Origin of the sequence: Paraclostridium sp. (assembly GCF_051657365.1) — a bacterium.
GTDB lineage: Bacteria > Bacillota > Clostridia > Peptostreptococcales > Peptostreptococcaceae > Paraclostridium.
The window spans coordinates 32,169-52,009 of sequence record NZ_JBOFKN010000205.1; the positions used below are offsets into that span (position 1 = coordinate 32,169).

Genomic DNA, 19,841 nt, shown 5'->3' on the forward strand with positions numbered 1-19,841 from the left:
TAAAACCATACCACCAGTTTTATTAATTATTATTTATCTTCATTATATATATTATATCTCTATCTAACTAGCACTAGCTTTATCTTTTGTATTATGAGCATTCCAAGTAAATGATAAAAATACTATTGCTAAAATCGAAGATATTATTAGCATTATAAATCCTCCATCCCAGTTAAATTTATCAACTACCATACCCATTGCCAACTCAGCTAGAACTTGTCCTCCCATATATCCAAATAAACCTGTAAATCCTGCTGCAGTCCCAGCTGCTTTTTTAGGTACAAGATCCAGTGCACTTACCCCTATTAACATAACAGGTCCATAAATTAATGCTCCTATTGATGCAAGCGCACAATTTATAGCAAGTGGACTTGTACTTTTCCAATATACCATTGTTGCTATAGCTACTCCAACCATACATATTACCCCCATTGGAGCACGTCTACCATGGAATACATGGTCACTAATCCATCCAACTATAATAGTTCCAGGTATAGCTGCATATTCAAATAATGCAAATGCTATAGCAGAATCTTTTGGATCAAAATTTCTAACTTCTTGTAGATATGTAGGAACCCAACTTATAACCCCATATCTAACCAAATAAACGAAAACGTTTGCCACAGCTATACACCATAACAACTTATTATTTAATACATACTTAAATAAAATTTCCTTAGCAGTAAGTTCTTCTTCAGCATCTATACCTTCAACCTCATACTCTGGATAATCATCTTTAAATTCTTCAATTGGAGGTAACCCAACAGATTGCGGAGTATCTCTTGCAAATATAGTATATACTATTCCACCTACAATTGCTATTATTGCTGGTAAATAAAAAATACCTTTCCATGTTCCAAATAATGATACCCCAATTAATGCAACTGTAGCTATAAATCCTCCACCTATATTATGTGCAGTATTCCAAATAGACATCTTTACACCACGTTCACGATCTGAAAACCAGTGAGTCATTATTCTACCACATGGAGGCCATCCCATTCCTTGGAACCATCCATTTAATAACATTAAAATAAACATAAGAGAAATATTTGTTGCATTTGGTAAAAATAAATTTACTATACCTGACAATATAAGCCCTATTGCTAAGAAATATCTTGGGTTAGATCTATCTGATATGTTTCCCATTACAAATTTACTAACACCATATGATAGTCCTAAAGCTGATGCAATAAATCCTATCTCAACCTTTGTAAACCCCTGTTCTATAAGATATACCTTTGATAAGGCAAAATTACTTCTTACAAAATAGTAGATAAGATATCCTACATAAATACTTATAAACACCTGGATACGATATCTTTTATATGTTGGTGCGATTTCTTCTTCTGGCAGTCTTTTTATATAAGGTGCCGGCTTTAAAAATTTTAGCATTAAAAATCTCCCTCCCTTACGCTAAAAAAAACCAAGCTAAGCCTATATTAGTTCTATTGTACTAATATTTAAGGCTTGTGCTTGGCTCCAATTCTCTAACGCACGTTATATTGTATTTTATCTAAACTTTTTATCTCTTATATAAAATTTACCATATATTACCTTATTTTTCAACAATTTTCAACAAATAAAACTATTAACACTTCTACTAAATTTATTATTGATTCCACTAAATCTTAATATCACAGTACATCAGTACATCAATAATAATAAAAACTTAAAATATATACTTATAATAAAAAACTTAAAATATTATAAAATCTAATGTACTTAATGTACTAATCCTTAAAATCATTGATTTATATATGTTTAACTCGGTACACCAAACATAATACCTATTGTATTTTTAATGTAGTTTTGCTGTACTTTTATAAAATTTTCAGTTTGTTTTATATTTCATCATCCAAAATTCTAATATTTAGTGTACTTAAAACCCACTATGTCCAAATAGTGTCTTGTATGGTGGCGTAAAATATCCCCGCTTATTTCCTACTTTTTTATAAACTGCTCCATTATTTTCTAAGTTAGCTCTAAGGCCTTTACTAGATTTTAGATGTAGTTTATTAGCTATATCCGTTGAAGATTTCCAAGTCCATCTATCTCTATTAACATCCCAATCAAATTCTGTATTAATACCTAATTCTAAATGACCTATAACTTTAAAATCAGCATTACTCGTATTTAGATTGTCTATTTGTTCTTGATTTAAATAATTTGTTTCTAGCTTTTCTTCCTTAAGATGCATAACTTCACCCCAAAGTTTATCTATATCTATTTTATCTATATTATCAAAATCTATCTTCTCAATAGGAATAACCCAATATCTTCTATTACCTGTTTCATCTTTTAAAAACTCTTCATTATTGACAGTTGCATAAAAAGAAGTTTTTCTAGGATACTTAACAGGTGCTAGTCCATATGGTCTTCTAAACTCATCTATTTGTTCCGTTATAAATGCTTTTAGCTTTGCTAAATCTTTTTTAAGAGTTGAATCTAACTCACCTAGTTCGCATACCCAATATTTTATACATTGATATACTTTATCTTTATCACTTGGATCTAGCTCTAAGCCAGTTTTAACATGTATAGGTATTAACTTTCTTATTAGTCTTGTTTTTCCTATACCTTGTTTTCCTTGCAAAGTTAGTATTCCTTCTATATTAGAATTTCCTTCATTAAAAGGAATAGTAGCTGTATTTAGTAACCATTTTCTTATTAATAGCTTTTTTAATTCTTGGTTAAAATCATTTCTAGTTATAAGAGCATCACATAACATTTGTATGTATTTCATTTCTCCATCAAAATTCATATAACAATCTCTTAGATAATCTACTACTGGATTTACTGGATAATTATTTGCTATACGATTTACAAAAGCATGTATTTTATTTATGCTAAGTGAAAATCCGTACTTATAGCAAAGCGAGTGTATGTCTACTAATTGACTTTCAAAATTGGTTCCTTCTAGCCCCGTTATTTCAATATCTTTTATTATTTCGTTGTACTTTATGGTTATATTATTTTGTTTCAATAATTCATCTAGGTTTTCCCATATTTTCTTAGGTTTATTTTTTTCGTCTGTGTAGGGAAAGTTTATATGATATTTTTTATTATTTTCTTCTTCTTGTCTACAACTTAGCTCAAATGCTTTGTCTAAGTTTTCTTCATTTATAGCTTCTTTGACTTTTTCATTGTAAAATTCATTGATATTATTTTTATTTACTGTATTTAGTCTTGTTATATTACTTTTGGGTAATGATAAAGGTTTGTTTAATATATAATAAGCTTTTTTTAAAGCTTCTATAAATTCTATTTTTTCTACTCTTTTTATAAAGTCGATTATATCTCCACCTACTCCACATCCAAAACATTTGTAAAAAGCACCATTTCCTTTGTCAGCTATTTGAAAACTAGGTGTTTTGTCTTGGTGAAAAGGACAGCTCATTTTGTTTTTTGTTATTTGGTTTGGATAATAGTAGTTTATTATTGTTTCTAAATCTCTAAGACTTTTTATTTCATCTGTGTATTGTTTATACATCCTAATCCCCCCTTGTTTTTAAAGTATTATATCTTTTGTTTCTATTTCTAATGCTTTTGCTATTTTATATATAGTTTCTGCTCTTGAATTTCCATTTTGGTTTATTAGTCTTGATACTGTTGATTTTCCTAATTTGCTTTCTTTTGCTAGTTTTGTTATTGAGTATCCCTTTTTTAGCATTTGTAGGTTTATTAGTTCTGTGTTTATTTTATATTTCATTGTTTCCTCCTATTTTGTTTCGTTTTGTTTTATGAGGTTATGATATCAGGTGTATTTGAAAAGTTACAATAAAGTATTTGAATAAATTATTTTAATGTCCTTACCCCCCCTCGCGAAACACGATACCCTCTTTTTATGTAAATAGTAATTAATGTGATTTATATTTTTCCTCATGCAAAAAAGACATTGATTTTTAATCAATGCCTTTTTGCGGATTTCAATAATTAAGATGCTTCACAAAAGTTATATCAAATATTAGTTTTACTTTTTTCTTGTTTAATATAAATCTTCACCTTCTTCAAAACAAATACCAGCCCCCATAAATAGAGCATGTAAAATCATATTTATTTCATTAAAAGTCAGCCAATACTTAACTAAACCTTTGTATCTTCTAAAAATAAAATTAAAGACCTTTTTCATTTGCTTTTTCTTCGTCCCCTTTAGGAAATATTCTACTCCATGCAATACTCATTCTATATACTTTAAATCCTATTTCGCTAAATAGCTTTATATCTTCTTTATGTCTTCTTTATATAACACATATGATTTTTCACACTATTAATATAAATTTATCTTGTCCGGCCATGGGTTATTTTGTGCAATACTCCATGTCTTATCAATATATTGCAAAGTATAAATTTGCTCTACTGCATGGAAATAATAAGAACCTTTTGTAGTGACCTTGTATCCAAACTCATCTTCCTTCAACAAATTCATTTTTTTAGCTAACATCAATTCAGCTCTATAATCTTTCTTTAAATCACTATCAAACATTCTTTTATAAAGCTCTTTATCTAAATTCATGTTGTAAACATTCCAAAATAACCAATACGATTTTCTTGAAAACTTGGTGAAATTTAATACTAAAGCACAAGGAAATTCCTTTTTATTTATTGCATTTATATATTCTTCAATAGAGAAAGTATTTAATTTAAACTTATCATCAAATAATGATGCAGCTCCTGGACCTAATCCTATAAAATTTTCTCTAGTTATAGAAGAATATTTTTCTGTATTAGGTTTAGCAAAAGTCCATACAGAGGTTCTATCTAAACCTATTTCTTCTGCCATATTTACAAGTTCAAAAAGCATTTTTTTCTTTTCATTAGCAGATAGAGGTTTTCGTTTATTATTAGCATAAGAAAAATCAATAAATGGATAAGTAGAAATTTGAGTTGCTCCAATTTCAAATGCCAAAACCATATCTTCTTTTAAATCTTCTATACTTTGATTAGGTATTCCAAATATTAAATCTACATCTATAGTTTCAAATCCCACTTCTTTAACTAGCTTTATTTTTTCTGCTTCATTATTTTCTTTTCTACCCAAACTTTCTAAACAATCTTTATTAAATGATTGAATTCCAACACTTATCATATTAAATCCTAATTTCTTTAACTTATTCAATAAGCTTAAATTTATATTACTTGGATGCAATTCTATAGCTAGGCTACCTTTTAGATTGAAGTTTTCTTTTACAGTATCTATAATTTCTTCAAGATATTCTATAAGTAATGCAGGTGTTCCACCTCCGAAATACAAAGATGTTATATCCTGTTTTTTATATCTTATATTGGCTAGTTCTATCTCTTTTAACAAAGCTTGTTTATATTCAAAAGCCTTTTTTTCGTCATATAATACTTTATTATATGGACAAAAAGAGCATATACTTTTACAAAATGGTATATGTATATATAAGCCTAAATTATCTTTATTATTTAAATTTACATAATCTAAATTATCATTATCAGTACATTTTACAAATTCAAAGGGTTTAAAACTCCTATTTAGTATTGGTCTTAAAATTTTAGTCAGCATATTTTCTCCCTCTATACAAATTTCAAATATGTTTTTAATGTTTCATATATTATCTTAGGATTTCCACTAAACAATAAAGAGAACTCTACCGCAAATAAGTATCCACATTCATTACATAGTCCATCTATTTCTACACATCTTCCACATATAAATCTTTTTTTATTTTCTACTACCAAACATTGCTTACAAGGTCTGCTCCAATTATTATCTAAATAATAATCTAATGCAGAATATAAATTAAATATGGGATAACCTTCCTTAATAAGATGTTTTATAGTATTTACTACCTCAAGTTTTTGTTCTTTAGTTAAACTTAAATCCTCTGTTCCCTCATATGGGGTATGAAAGTTAAAAGAAATGCTCTTTAAATTTTTTGTATTTTTAACTAGTTCGCATAATTTTTTTATGTCCGTATAATTTCTATTATTAATAGCCATATAAACGCAAATATTACTTTCATTAGCCTTTTCTACATTTTTTAATATGGTGTCAAAGGTATTACCTCTTATATAATTATGATTTTCTTTGGTTCCATCAATGCTTAGAAATATAATATCTGCTTCTTTAATATCTAAATCTATAGTTCCATTGGTAACTATATTGACTAATTCAAAGCCTATTTCTTTAGCTTCTTTTATTAAGTCTTTTACATTTTTTCCCTTATCCTCCCAAAGAAGAGTTTCTCCTCCACAAAAGAATAAGATTCTAACGCCTTCTTTGTAAAGCTTTATCATTTCCTCTTTTATTTCTTCATAGGGATGAATTATTTTGTTTATATTGTTGACTGCACAATGCTTACAAGTAAGGTTACAATAATCTGTAAGTATTATGGTAGCTAGTATAGGATTAGTATTTTTTAGGAATATTGTTTTTAATCCGTAAGTTGAAAATTCTATAAATGATTTTAGCTTCATGATTTGTCCGCTCCCGATTTTAATGTATTGAACAATATATTTTTGTAAATTTTTTACAATTGTATCTCTATTTTAGAATAACATAAAAAGAACTGCTAAACTATAAATTTAGCAGTTCTCTTGTTCCTCGTTTCCGAGGATTTCAATGGTGGAGACGAATCTCAGGAATAATACCCACGATTTATTTAATAATTTTATTTATCATATTAATGATAGTAATTGTATATATTAGACAATGGATTCATTACTCCATCAATACCGTAATCAAATACACCTTTTTTTACAACCTTATAAATTTTAGTAAAACTCGGTATTTCCATTAATCCCTTTTTACCTTTATATTGTTGTATTTTACACTTCTCTATTATTTGACTTTTATCAACATTAAAAGGAAATTGATGCGAAACATCAAATCCAGCATCATATAACAACTTAGATCTTAGTTTTAGACAGTTAAAAATAGTAGAAACTAACCAGCCATCAAGTTCCTTTAATTGTTCTTCATCATCAATAAGTGGGTAAAAACTCATCAATCCTTTAAAATTCAATCTTTTATACACTCCACTTAAATAAAGTTCTAGTAACTTATCATTTAAATTTCCATATAAATACCTTCGGATTTGCATTATTGCTGTTACAAACATTGCATCTTCATCGTTATTAGGTATAGTTATGGCTATAAATGGCTTACTTTTAATCGGTTGAATAAGGTTTCTATACAATAAGTAGCTAATTTCCTGTTTAATCGCTCTAATCTTATTATTTTTTATACTTACTTTATTTCCTGATAATTTGTAACCTAAAAAGTCAATATATTCTTTTGTTTTATAAAATTCAGATGGCATATCCCTACTTGACAATAAGCTAATTCCTTCAGATTTTTTTAAGTTTATATGAACTCCTATTTCTTTTGAAAATGATGTTATAATTTCAAAAGACTTGCATATTTTTGTATAATCATTTGACCAAATTACAGTATCATCAGCATATCGTGCAAATCTTAAGCCTTCTGCTTCAAGAGCTCGGTCAAGTTTCCAACAAACTAAATTAGCAAGAAACAATGAAATTGATGTTCCTTGCGGTATTCCACGCTCATTAACATTAACAAATGCTTTAATTAACCGCCTTTCATAATCATTTATAATAAATCCATTCTGATCAAATTGTTTAAATAAATAATCATGCTCTATTGATCCAAAAAAATCACTAAAATCAAATTCTGCAACAAACAGCCTTGGATGAGATTTTAGTTCTAATGAAATATCCTGCACAGCATAGTGAACATTTCTATCATCTCTATATGCATATGATAAAGAGCTAAACCTATGTTTATTCTTACTCAATAACCTGTGATATAAGTAATTTGATATCGCAGCATCAGGTATTTGATATACTGTTATTTTTCTTATTCCTCCTGATGCTTTGGCCACCTCTCTAATAAATGGATCTTTAGGTTTATAATCATCATTATTTAGCTTATATTTGATGGACTTTGATATTTGCTTTGCATGTTTTATTACATAAAATGGATTAAATTTTTTATCTGCTTGCCAACAGTCTGGTATTTTTACATCCTTAACCGGTGGATTTTGAATTCGCTTTCTATTACGTTGGTATATAATTTCTAAATTATTATGATACATATGATAACGTTTAGCATTTTTTCTAGCTTCTTCAATTATTGAATCATATATTACATCCCTCATGATCGCTCCCCTTTATTTATAATACAAAAGCCCTTACAAAAGTAAGAGCTTCCACGGATACACCGAATTAAAAGTAAGTTTTCAATTTAAAATGATTTTTGATTATCATTCCCTCATAACACAACGTATTATCAATAATACAACAATAAAATTGCGAAACGGGCATCCGTTCGTCTCCTAAAGACATACAAGTATTATAACATAAAAATAATCAATTCCAAATATTTACTTTTACTTAACATGCATAATATGCCTTCAAAATAATAATACATTAATTCCTCTTTTGATTTTTAATTTTATTTAAATATTATCAAATATACTAATCTGTTTCTCGCCTCTTTTGATACCTTTAATTGACTTCATATCTCTTATTGTTATTTTAGCATCTTCTCTTACTTCACCTATTAATAAAGGATTGTTTTTATTGTGAAGTTTATAATTATCTTCGACTTGATTATAGTTGAAATTTGCATAACAATATAAACAGTGGTGTCTGCATGTGTTATATTGACCTATATCTACACTCTTAACACATCCACATACATCTCTTTGTGTATCATCTTTTTTAACATTTATTTCATATCCTATTACCTTAGATACTAAATTATCATCTATACATTTCCCTTTATTAATTCCAAATTCAGTTAAATCATATACTTCCGAACATGTTTCTATTGATATATCATACTTTATAGCTATTGAAGATAGTTGTTTAGAAATTTCTTTTATTTGATCCATACCCATAGGAATTAAATCTAACTCTTTTGTATTTCTCTCAGTTTTTTTATATAAATCTACAAAACTTATTACACATTTATCGGTATATCCTTTTAGCTGAGAACATAATTTATCAAATGCTTTACAATGATAGTCAATACTATATTTTTCACTTAATAATATTGGATCATATCTAAGTATTACTTTATCTTTACCTATCTCCTCAGATAATTTTTTAAAAGATTCTATTACTCTTTTCTTATCTAAAATTCCCTTTTCTACATCTTTTCCGTATGATGTTATCGTATATTGAAAATAGTAATTATAATCTCTTAATTCATCTAACCTATCAATCATAGGTGTAGCATCTTTTGTCCAAAATATAAAACAATCAACTTTTTCTGGTGTAATCTCTATTTTACTTACTTGCTTTAAGTTCATTGGATTTATTACATATACAAATCCTTCTTTTAATCTATTAAAAAACCAATCACTATAAAATGCCGGTATATCCGTCCTTCTACTTACACTTACTATCATATGTATACACTCCTCTTTACAAACAATATGGTTGGCTACTTAGTTTAGTACAATTATTATTAACGGTGATGTTTAAACAGTGACAATTTTCAGTTTCATCACAGCAACCTTTATAAATATCATCTAATACAAACTCCCCTAATGACTTTTTTATAAATAATTTATAGCTAATTTTAGATACATCACTCCATCGTCTATAACTTGTATTTATTTCATACCTTGAAAAACATGTATTATGTCTTACACAATCATCGTGATTAAATGCACAGCATACCGGAATTATGTATTTCAAATCAGAATTAGTACTTTTGAAGTATTCTCTACATTCAGTATTTATTATTATTGACATAAACTCTCGATTTCCTACTCTACTTGTCACATCTACTAAACAAAGTAACCCATTTCTTTTTAAATATTTTTCTCCTATATCTAAAATAACTTTATATGACCCTTTATTTTTAGAAAAATTTATATTATATAATTCATTTAAAAATTTAAATGATTGTAAAATATCTATAGATTCATGATCTAATATCTTTTCAATTTCAGATTCTATATCCTCTTTGTTTTCGAATTTTATTGTGTATAGCTCACACTTTATTTCATTGCTATTTAATTTTATAAAGCTACCCATATTTTCAATTAATTTTTTTTGTACATCTAATGCACTTTCATTTCCATCGATTGAAACAATATTGATTTCTTTATTTTCAAACATTTCACATATAACTTGTAATAGTCCTAATAAGTTTCCACCTGTACCTGATCCTATATCTAATATATTAATTGTATCTTTTAATAAAAATTCATTATATATATTACTATTAGAAAATATATTACTATATATAACATATGCTTCTTTGAAACTTCTAGGAAAATATGTACCTAAATATTTTAAATTTTGCTCAAAATCATTATCAATATTAACCATAACATCATTATGATTTTGATAATATTCAGCCCCCATTTCACTGTGTATATACTCATATAACCCTTTGTTTACATTTATCAATTTACTTCCCCCATTCTAAAATAATTTTATGTAAACTCACTAAAAAAGCTATTGATTTTATTCTCAATAGCTTTTCGTGGATTTCAATGGTGGAGACGAGGGGAGTCGAACCCCTGTCCGCAAGTCTTTTCCTCGCTGCATCTACGTGCGTAGCCGTCTGATTTTAGTTCTCGTCGCATACATAGCCCAGTGGCAATCTATGTATTTGACCAGTCCCGATTAATCTACTGTCCAGTCGAGACACCCCGAAAGTAGTTCCCTGCATAGATGACGTCCAGGCCTAGCCGGCAGGAGGGCTTAGGCGGGACGAGCAGTCAATTAAGCTGCTATTGCGTAATTATCGTTTGCGTTTGTTTTAAGTTCCCCAGTTTTTACGTGACCCAGAGTAACACGACACGCAGCCTCAAGTGCCAAACCCACGTCGAAACCATTACGCCCCCGTGGTAGTTTTATAGTCATGAGACTTATTTTCGCAAACTTTTTTCACCATTAATACTATTTAGTTGTTATATATATAATAAAACTTTTGTTAAACAAAAGCAATACTATCTCGTTGGAATTATATCTAGTATCTACCAGACATCTCTCTTTCAATACGTCTACTAGCATCTTTCTTAGCTAAATCTTGACGTTTATCATATAATTTCTTTCCTTTAGCCAAAGCAATCTCTACCTTAACTTTACCATTTTTCAGATAAACACTTAAAGGAATCAAAGCATAACCCTTAATAGTCGTAGCCCCAATAAGCTTTCTAATCTCAGACTTATGAAGTAACAACTTTCTAACTCTAAGAGGATCAACATTAAAAATGTTACCTTGCTCGTATGGACTTATATGAACCTGCTTTAAAAACACCTCTGAATTATCAACAGAAGCATAACCCTCAGCCAAGTTAAGCTTACCTTGTCTAATAGACTTAACCTCAGTACCCTTTAACTCGATACCACACTCATAAGTCTCTTCTATAAAATACTCATGTCTAGCCTTTCTATTAGTAGCTAAAACCTTAACACCTGCCATACAATCACCTCTTATCCTTATCCTTCATTAATTACCTTAAAATATACCATATACAACCATAATAGTCAATACTTAGTAAATACCAGCAAATCAAAGCATAAACTAGATTTAATAATATTATATGTAATAACACAATATATATTACACATAATCAATACTTATCATCTTAATATAATTAATACCCAAATAAAATCTTTAACAACACATAAATCAAATATTATTTTAAAATAATTTAAAAATAACTTTAAATTTTAATATCCTTTTATTTTCATTAATTTTCTACTCTTTTTTAATCTCTTTTAATCTCTTTCTCTTTTCTCTTCCCAAAAGTTAGATTACAAAAAGCGAGGGTTTGAATGGTTGTTGACGAAACACTTAAATACCGTTACTCAGGTATTTGTGTGAAGGAAACAACCATTCAAACCCTCGCCAACAAGTAACTAACTACTCTTCTTCAACTTTGCCTAAAAGTTTAAAATCTATCTCTTTAAAGTCAGTATTAACCTTATCAACCTTAATCTTAACAACATCACCAATTCTATATAACTTCTTAGTTCTCTCACCTAAAATAGTAAAAGTACTCTCATCAAAGTTATAATAATCATCGCTCATATCAGCAAGTCTAACTAAACCTTCAACAGTATTCTCAAGTTCAATAAACATACCAAAAGAAGTAACACTAGAAATAATACCTACAAACTCTTCTCCAACCTTATCTTCCATATATCTACACTTATAAATATCCTTAACATCTCTTTCAGCAAGTTCTGCAGCTCTTTCCTTCTCAGAAGACTGAGTAGAAGCATAATCAACAATCTGAGCTAACTGATCTTGTCTCTTCTGATTTATCTTACCATTTAAAAACTCTTTTATAATTCTATGGATTTGTAAATCAGGATATCTTCTTATAGGAGAAGTAAAGTGAGAGTAATACTGGGCAGCTAACCCAAAGTGACCTACACACTCAGGTGAATATCTAGCTTGCCTTAAAGAACGTAACATAATAGTACTTATCGCTTTCTCTTCAGTCTTACCATGAATTTGTTCTATAATCTTTTGAAGTTCTTTTGGATGAACACCTTCTAAATCACCCTTAATAACATAACCAAAAGTAGCAATAAACTTATTTAAAGTCTCTATCTTCTCAAGTGCAGGAGTCTCATGAACTCTATACATAAACGGCATATTTAACCAGAAGAAATGCTCAGCTACAGTTTCATTAGTTATTAACATGAACTCTTCTATTATCTTATTAGAAATTCTTCTCTCGTATTGTTTTATATCAACAACATCCCCATCACCATTTAATATTATCTTAGCTTCTGGGAAATCAAAATCTATAGCTCCACGTTTCTTTCTTCTTTGCATTAATATCCTAGCTAATTTTTCAGAGTTATAAAAATCATCTACTACATTAGCAAAAGTCTTTTTAAGTTTATCATCATCATTTTCAAGAATATCAGATACCTCAGTATAAGTCATTCTAGCTTTTGAATTTATAATAGTTTCCTTTATATCATGCTTAATAACTTCACCTTTACTGTTTATTTCCATAAACACAGATAATGTAAGTTTATCCTCAAAAGGATTTAAACTACATACTCCATTAGATAAAGTCTTAGGTAACATAGGTATAACCTTATCAACTAAATAAACAGAAGTAGCTCTTTTTAAAGCTTCTTTATCTAACTTACTTTTTTCTTTTACATAATGAGTTACATCAGCTATATGAACTCCTAACTTATAGTTTCCATTAGGTAATAACTCTATAGATACAGCATCATCTAAATCCTTAGCATCTTCACCATCTATAGTAAATATATTCATATCTCTTATGTCTAATCTTCTATCTATTTCTTCTTGTGGTATTTCAATAGCAACTTTTTCAGCTTCATCTAATACCTTTTTAGGAAACTCTTCTGGTAATCCATGTTCTCTAATTACAGAAGTAATCTCTACATATCTTTCACCTTTTTGTCCTATTACTTCTATTATTTTTCCTTCTGGCTTTCTATCTTCAGTTGGCCATTGAGTTATTCTACAAACAACTTTATCATTTGATTTTGCACCATTGAAAAATTTCTTAGGTACGAATATATCTTTATTAAACTTCTTGTTGTCTGGTAAAACAAATCCGAAGTTTTTACTATCTTGGAAAGTTCCTACTACATCTGTTATAGCTCTTTCTACTACCTTTACTATTTTACCTTCTGCTCTTCTTTCATCTGTTGCTGGTGCCGTTATCTCTGCTATTACTCTATCATTGTGCATAGCCCCGTTTAAACTGTCAGCAGGTATAAATAAATCTTGTTTGTATTCTTCATCAGATTCTACAAATCCAAATCCTTTTTTATGAGATATTAACTTCCCTACAAAAAGTCCCATCTGGTTTGGTGACGTATATTTTCCTTTTTTAGTAAGAATTAAATATCCGCCTTCTACCAACTCATCTAAAAAGTTATAAAACATTGGCATTTCTGTATGGTGTATATCAAATATAACTGCTAATTCTTCTCTTTTTAGAGGATTGTACGCTTCTTCTGATATAAGTCCGATTAATCTTTGCTTTAGCTCTTCGCCCATTTTGTGCCTCCTCATTTTTTTATTTATTTATTAATTCATTGTATGCATTTATGAAATATTTTTCCCATTTTATTTATATAAATTACACATATATTAACTATTTCTAAATTATATCATTATTTGGTTTGTTTGGTAAATTTTTGTTATAAATAAAAAACAATTACGATTTTCGTAATTGTCATCTTATGTTTAAATAAATTTAATTTTTATTATTTAATTAAAAGTAAAGCTATTGCATTTAAGAAAAATAATACTGAAGTTATTTTTGTTACTCTTCCTAAGAAAGCTTCTTTTCCTTTTGGCTTGAAATAGCTTTGTGTTCCTTCTCCACCGAATTCAGTAGGTACAGCACTTTTTGTGTCTTGTGGTAATATACTGATTACTAAAACGATCGATAATACAATTTGTAATCCCATTAAAACATTAGCCATGGTTATCCTCCTACATTTATAATCTCTAATTTAACATAAGTTTAGTGTAGCACAATAATATGCTACCTTCAAGCTATAAAGCCAATCTTCTTTATATTATTATACCCTAAAATCCATTCATTAGTTTTCAATATAAGAAGTTTACCTATACCTATATTAGCTTATCCTGCTATTACTATTCCCGTTATCGTGACGATTATTATTTAATACTATTCTATTTTGTCATATCTAAATTGAATTTTTAAAAAATAAAGAGCCTTAGTAAAAACTAAGACCCTTTATAAGCATTTATTTGTTTATTGGAATTATTTCTTTAAGTTGTAGAAAGAATTTAATCCACAGTATCTAGCAGGTTCACCTATCATTTCTTCTATTCTTAATAATTGATTGTATTTAGCAACTCTATCAGTTCTTGATGGAGCACCAGTTTTTATTTGACCAGCATTTACAGCTACTGCTAAGTCAGCTATTGTAGTATCTTCTGTTTCTCCTGATCTATGAGATATAACTGCAGTGTATCCAGCTCTCTTAGCCATTTCTATAGCATCTAAAGTTTCAGTTAAAGTACCTATTTGGTTAACTTTTACTAATATAGAGTTAGCAACACCAGCTTCTATTCCTCTTTCTAATCTTTCAGTATTAGTAACAAATAAGTCGTCTCCAACTAATTGTAATTTGTTTCCTAATCTTTCAGTTAATACTTTCCATCCAGCCCAATCTTCTTCATCTAATCCATCTTCTATTGTTACTATAGGGAAGTTGTTAGCCCAATCTTCGTATAAGTCAACCATTTGCTCAGCAGTTAACTCTTTACCTTCTCCAGCTAAAACATATTTTTTAGTTTCTTTGTTGTACATTTCTGTAGCAGCAACGTCTAATCCTAACATAACGTCTTTTCCTGGCTCGTATCCAGCTTTTGATATAGCATCAACTATTAATTCTAAAGCAGCTCTGTTAGAGTTTAAGTTTGGAGCGAATCCACCCTCATCACCAACACCACAAGCTAATCCGTTATCAGCTAAAACTTTCTTTAAAGAGTGGAATACTTCTGCACCCATTCTTAAAGCTTCTCTGAAAGACTTAGCTCCAACTGGTAATATCATGAACTCTTGAACGTCTACGTTATTATCAGCATGCTCTCCACCGTTTATTATGTTCATCATTGGAACTGGTAATTGTTTAGCATTTACTCCACCTATGTATTGGAATAAAGGTAGTCCAACTTCTTCAGCAGCAGCTCTAGCTACAGCCATAGAAACACCTAATATAGCGTTTGCTCCTAATTTACCTTTGTTTGGAGTTCCATCTAATTCTATTAATAATCCATCTATTCCAGGTTGGTCAGTTGCATCCATACCTTCTAATTCAGGTGCTATTATTTCGTTAACATTGTCAACTGCCTTTTCAACACCTTTTCCTAAGTATCTACCTTTATCTCCATCTCTTAACTCAACTGCTTCGAAAGCTCCTGTTGATGCTCCTGATGGAACTATAGCTCTACCAGTTGATCCACTTTCTAATACTACTTCAACCTCTACAGTTGGGTTTCCTCTTGAATCTAATACTTCTCTAGCGTATACTAAATCGATTAATGACATAATTATGTCTCCTTTCAAGTTTATATATTAAAGTTAATATATATTTATATTATATTATATTTTTCGTAAAACATAGTTTATTTTTGGTAAAAATTTGTAATATTTAAATTACTTTTCTATTAATGAAGTTCCCGTCATTTCTTCTGGTTTTTCTATATTCATTAAGTCTAAAACTGTAGGTGCTATATCAGATAATCTTCCATCTTCTTTAAGCTTAGCTGATTTATATTCATCACCTACTACTATAAATGGTACTGGGTTAGTTGAGTGAGCTGTAATAGTAGTTTTAGTTTCAGGATCTTTCATAAGCTCTGCATTACCGTGGTCTGCAGTTATTAAAGAAACTCCACCTTTTTCTAATATTTTAGCTGTAACTTGACCAACACACTTATCTACTTCTTCTACAGCTTTAACTGCAGCTTCAACAACTCCAGTATGTCCTACCATATCTGGGTTAGCGTAGTTAAGTACTATAAAGTCATATTTATCTTCATCTATAGCTTTTAATATTTTTTCAGTTAATTCATCAGCACTCATTTCAGGTTGTAAATCATAAGTTGCAACCTTTGGAGATGGTACTAATAATCTTTCTTCACCTTTGTTTGGATCTTCTACTCCACCATTGAAGAAGAAAGTAACATGAGCGTATTTTTCTGTTTCAGCAGCTCTTAATTGAGTTTTACCGTTTTTAGCTAAATACTCTCCTAATGTATTTTCTAAACTTTGTGGCTTAAATGCTACGTGTACATTCTTTATAGTTATGTCATATGTAGTTAAACAAACAAAGTAAGTTTTCATACAAGGTCTTTCAAATCCAACAAATTCATCACATACTAATGCTCTAGTTATTTGTCTTGCTCTATCTGGTCTAAAGTTTCCAAATATTATAGAGTCATTTTCTTTTATAATGCCTACTGGCTTATCATTTTCAACTATTACAGTTGGTAGTACGAATTCATCTGTTTTATCTTCAGCATAAGCTTTTTCTACTGCTTCTTTTGCAGAAGTCGCAGTTTCACCTTTACCATCAACCATAGCTTCATAAGCTAATTGTATTCTTTCCCATCTTTTATCTCTATCCATAGCATAGTATCTTCCTGATACTGATGCAAATTTACCAACACCTAATTCTTTCATGTAATTTTCTACATCTTCGATATAAGTTAGAGCACTCTTTGGAGCTGTGTCTCTACCATCTGTGAATGCATGAACATATACATTTTCAACACCATTATCTTTAGCCATTTTTATTAAAGCTTTTAAATGGTCTATATGTGAATGAACTCCACCATCAGATAATAATCCCATTAAATGAAGTGCATGTTCTTTTCCATTTTTCATAGCTTCTAGTAAAACTTCGTTTTGGAATAAATCTCCATCTTCTATTGCTTTACTAACTCTAGTTAAATCTTGATATACTATTCTTCCTGCTCCGATGTTAGTGTGCCCTACTTCTGAGTTACCCATTTGTCCATCTGGAAGACCAACATCAAGACCACTAGCTTTTATTAAAGTATGAGGGTAGTTTTCGTTTAGTTTATCTAAGTTAGGAGTATTAGCACTTGCTACTGCATTTCCCATCTTTATTTCACTACAACCGAAACCGTCCATTATTATTAATGCTACTGGTTTTTTCATGTATTTCACTCCTTAGAAATTAACAAGCTCTGTAAAGTCAGCAGGTTGTAAACTAGCTCCACCAACTAAAGCTCCATCTATATCAGTTTGGTTCATTATTTCAGATACATTAGCAGGTTTAACACTTCCGCCGTATTGTATTCTTACTTCTTCTGATATTTCTTCTCCGTATAATCCTTTAACAACTTCTCTAACATATGCTATTACATCGTTAGCTTCTTCAGCTGTTGCAGTTTTTCCAGTTCCTATAGCCCATATTGGCTCGTATGCTATAACAACTTTTTTCATATCATCTTTAGATACGTTTTCTAAACCTTTTTCTACTTGTACTCTACATTTATCTTTAGTTTTATTTGCTTCTCTTTCTTCTAAAGTTTCACCTATACATAATATTGGATCTATTCCAGATTCTAAAGCTTTTAATACTTTTTTGTTAACTGTTTCGTTAGTTTCATTGAAGTATTCTCTTCTTTCAGAATGTCCTAATACTACGTAGTCTATGTTTAACTCATTTAACATAGGTGCAGATATTTCTCCTGTGAATGCTCCGTTATCTGCATAGTGCATATTTTGAGCACCTATTTTTATATCAGTTCCTTTTGTTGCTTCCTTTAAATCTTTTAATAAAGTAAAAGGAGCACATATAACTGCTTCTACATCTGTGTTGTTTACTTTTCCTTTTATTTGATCAACAAACTCTACAGCTTCAGCTATAGTTTTGTGCATTTTCCAGTTTCCTGCTATTATAGGTTTTCTCATTTTTATATCCTCCATTACTATAAAATCTTTATAGTAGTTTTTTGCTTTATGGTAGCTTTGGTAGTTATACTACCACAAAGCATCTATTTTAAAATTATTGGTAACTATTTTTTATTATTTGTTATCTAAAGCTACTATACCTGGTAATTCCTTACCTTCTAAGAATTCAAGAGAAGCTCCTCCACCTGTTGAAACGTGAGTCATATTATCTCCAAATCCTAATTGGTTAACAGCTGCAGCAGAGTCTCCTCCACCTATTACTGTAGTAGCATCATTTAAAGCTGCCATAGCTTTAGCAACAGCTAATGTTCCACTTGCGAAGTTTTTAAATTCAAATACTCCCATTGGTCCATTCCATACTATTGTTTTAGAAGCGTTTACTGTATTTACATACTCTTCTATTGTTTTAGGTCCTATATCAAGTCCCATGAATCCTTCTGGTATATTTGCATCTTCAGTTATAACTGGAGTAACATCAGCAAATTTATCAGAAACAGCATTGTCTACTGGTAATAATAAATTAACACCTTTAGCTTTTGCTTTATCCATCATCTCTTTAGCATATTCAACTTTATCTTCTTCTACTAAAGAAGTTCCTATTCCATAACCTTGAGCTTTTAAGAATGTATAAGCCATTCCTCCACCTATTATTAGGTTATCTACTTTTTCTAATAATTCATTTATAACTGCTATCTTATCAGAAACTTTAGCTCCTCCTAATATTGCAGTGAAAGGTCTTACAGGATTAGCTACTGCTTCACCTAAAAACTTTAATTCTTTTTGTATTAAATATCCGCAAGCTCTTTCATTTAAAAATTCACCAGCACCAACTGTTGAACAGTGAGCTCTATGAGCAGTTCCGAATGCATCATTTACGAATATTTCAGCTAATGAAGCTAACTCTTTAGAGAAGTTTTCTTCATTTTTAGTTTCTTCTTTTCTGTATCTAGTATTTTCAAGTAATATTACATCACCGTTTTCCATCTTAGCTACAGCAGCTTTTGCATTTTCTCCTACAACGTTTTCGTCAGCTGCAAATACAACCTCTTTACCTAACATTTCAGATAATCTTTTAGCTACTGGTGCTAAAGATAATTCAGGCTTAGCTTCACCTTTTGGTTTTCCTAGGTGAGAACATAATATAACTTTCGCTCCGTTATCTACTAAATATTTTATAGTAGGCATAGCTCCGTTTAATCTATTTTCATCAGTTATAACTCCATCCTTTAAAGGTACATTGAAGTCACATCTTACTAAAACTTTCTTACCACACACATTTATATCTTCTATTGTTTTTTTATTAAGCATTGACATGGTCATATCTCCTCTCGAAATAGTTTTCACTATTTAGTATATCATATTTCTGACTTTTTCCCGTAAAAAGTGTATCAC

Annotated in this window: 15 protein-coding genes, 1 other RNA gene and 1 pseudogene; all 17 read right to left on the bottom strand. The window is 29.6% G+C overall.

Annotation, left to right across the window (positions count from 1 at the left end; all coding sequences use genetic code 11):
- Nucleotides 1-63: 63 nt before the first annotated feature.
- The 17 genes and pseudogenes from glpT to ACRCYC_RS15860 all read right to left on the bottom strand — a co-directional run bounded on the left by glpT (nt 64) and on the right by ACRCYC_RS15860 (nt 19,763).
- Nucleotides 64-1,395: a glycerol-3-phosphate transporter gene (gene glpT, locus ACRCYC_RS15780; protein ID WP_438620058.1), complete on the bottom strand. Its 1,332-nt coding sequence runs from the start codon at nt 1,393-1,395 to the stop codon at nt 64-66.
- Between the two features lie 487 nt (nt 1,396-1,882).
- Complete coding sequence (locus ACRCYC_RS15785; protein ID WP_438620059.1) at nt 1,883-3,493, bottom strand: VapE domain-containing protein; 1,611 nt, start codon at nt 3,491-3,493, stop codon at nt 1,883-1,885.
- Nucleotides 3,494-3,511: 18 nt separating this feature from the next.
- Nucleotides 3,512-3,712, bottom strand: coding sequence for a helix-turn-helix domain-containing protein (locus ACRCYC_RS15790; protein ID WP_438620060.1), 201 nt, complete (start codon nt 3,710-3,712; stop codon nt 3,512-3,514).
- A 285-nt stretch (nt 3,713-3,997) separates the two neighbouring features.
- A pseudogene (locus ACRCYC_RS15795) lies at nt 3,998-4,235 on the bottom strand (family 1 glycosylhydrolase); the annotation flags it as partial.
- A gap of 35 nt (nt 4,236-4,270) precedes the next feature.
- Nucleotides 4,271-5,530: a coproporphyrinogen-III oxidase family protein gene (locus ACRCYC_RS15800; RefSeq protein WP_438620061.1), complete on the bottom strand. Its 1,260-nt coding sequence runs from the start codon at nt 5,528-5,530 to the stop codon at nt 4,271-4,273.
- Nucleotides 5,531-5,541: 11 nt separating this feature from the next.
- Nucleotides 5,542-6,444, bottom strand: coding sequence for a radical SAM protein (locus ACRCYC_RS15805; protein ID WP_438620062.1), 903 nt, complete (start codon nt 6,442-6,444; stop codon nt 5,542-5,544).
- A 206-nt stretch (nt 6,445-6,650) separates the two neighbouring features.
- Nucleotides 6,651-8,150: a reverse transcriptase domain-containing protein gene (locus tag ACRCYC_RS15810; protein ID WP_438620063.1), complete on the bottom strand. Its 1,500-nt coding sequence runs from the start codon at nt 8,148-8,150 to the stop codon at nt 6,651-6,653.
- 300 nt (nt 8,151-8,450) lie between these two features.
- A complete protein-coding gene (locus ACRCYC_RS15815) occupies nt 8,451-9,407 on the bottom strand; it encodes a DUF1848 domain-containing protein (RefSeq protein WP_438620064.1) in 957 nt (318 codons plus the stop codon).
- 16 nt (nt 9,408-9,423) lie between these two features.
- Nucleotides 9,424-10,419 (bottom strand): hypothetical protein, encoded by a 996-nt coding sequence (locus ACRCYC_RS15820; RefSeq protein ID WP_438620065.1) that lies wholly within the window; start codon nt 10,417-10,419, stop codon nt 9,424-9,426.
- A gap of 87 nt (nt 10,420-10,506) precedes the next feature.
- Nucleotides 10,507-10,859, bottom strand: a transfer-messenger RNA (tmRNA) gene (ssrA, locus tag ACRCYC_RS15825).
- 125 nt (nt 10,860-10,984) lie between these two features.
- A complete protein-coding gene (gene smpB / locus ACRCYC_RS15830; protein ID WP_438620066.1) occupies nt 10,985-11,440 on the bottom strand; it encodes an SsrA-binding protein SmpB in 456 nt (151 codons plus the stop codon).
- 444 nt (nt 11,441-11,884) lie between these two features.
- Nucleotides 11,885-14,023, bottom strand: coding sequence for a ribonuclease R (gene rnr, locus ACRCYC_RS15835; protein ID WP_438620067.1), 2,139 nt, complete (start codon nt 14,021-14,023; stop codon nt 11,885-11,887).
- Nucleotides 14,024-14,232: 209 nt separating this feature from the next.
- Nucleotides 14,233-14,454, bottom strand: a complete 222-nt coding sequence (secG, locus tag ACRCYC_RS15840; RefSeq protein WP_438620068.1) for a preprotein translocase subunit SecG — start codon at nt 14,452-14,454, stop codon at nt 14,233-14,235.
- Nucleotides 14,455-14,759: 305 nt separating this feature from the next.
- Nucleotides 14,760-16,052, bottom strand: a complete 1,293-nt coding sequence (gene eno / locus ACRCYC_RS15845; RefSeq protein ID WP_438620069.1) for a phosphopyruvate hydratase — start codon at nt 16,050-16,052, stop codon at nt 14,760-14,762.
- Nucleotides 16,053-16,160: 108 nt separating this feature from the next.
- Nucleotides 16,161-17,690, bottom strand: a complete 1,530-nt coding sequence (gene gpmI, locus ACRCYC_RS15850) for a 2,3-bisphosphoglycerate-independent phosphoglycerate mutase (protein WP_438620070.1) — start codon at nt 17,688-17,690, stop codon at nt 16,161-16,163.
- A 12-nt stretch (nt 17,691-17,702) separates the two neighbouring features.
- Complete coding sequence (gene tpiA / locus ACRCYC_RS15855; RefSeq protein ID WP_438620071.1) at nt 17,703-18,449, bottom strand: triose-phosphate isomerase; 747 nt, start codon at nt 18,447-18,449, stop codon at nt 17,703-17,705.
- Nucleotides 18,450-18,563: 114 nt separating this feature from the next.
- A complete protein-coding gene (locus ACRCYC_RS15860; RefSeq protein ID WP_438620072.1) occupies nt 18,564-19,763 on the bottom strand; it encodes a phosphoglycerate kinase in 1,200 nt (399 codons plus the stop codon).
- Nucleotides 19,764-19,841: the final 78 nt, after the last annotated feature.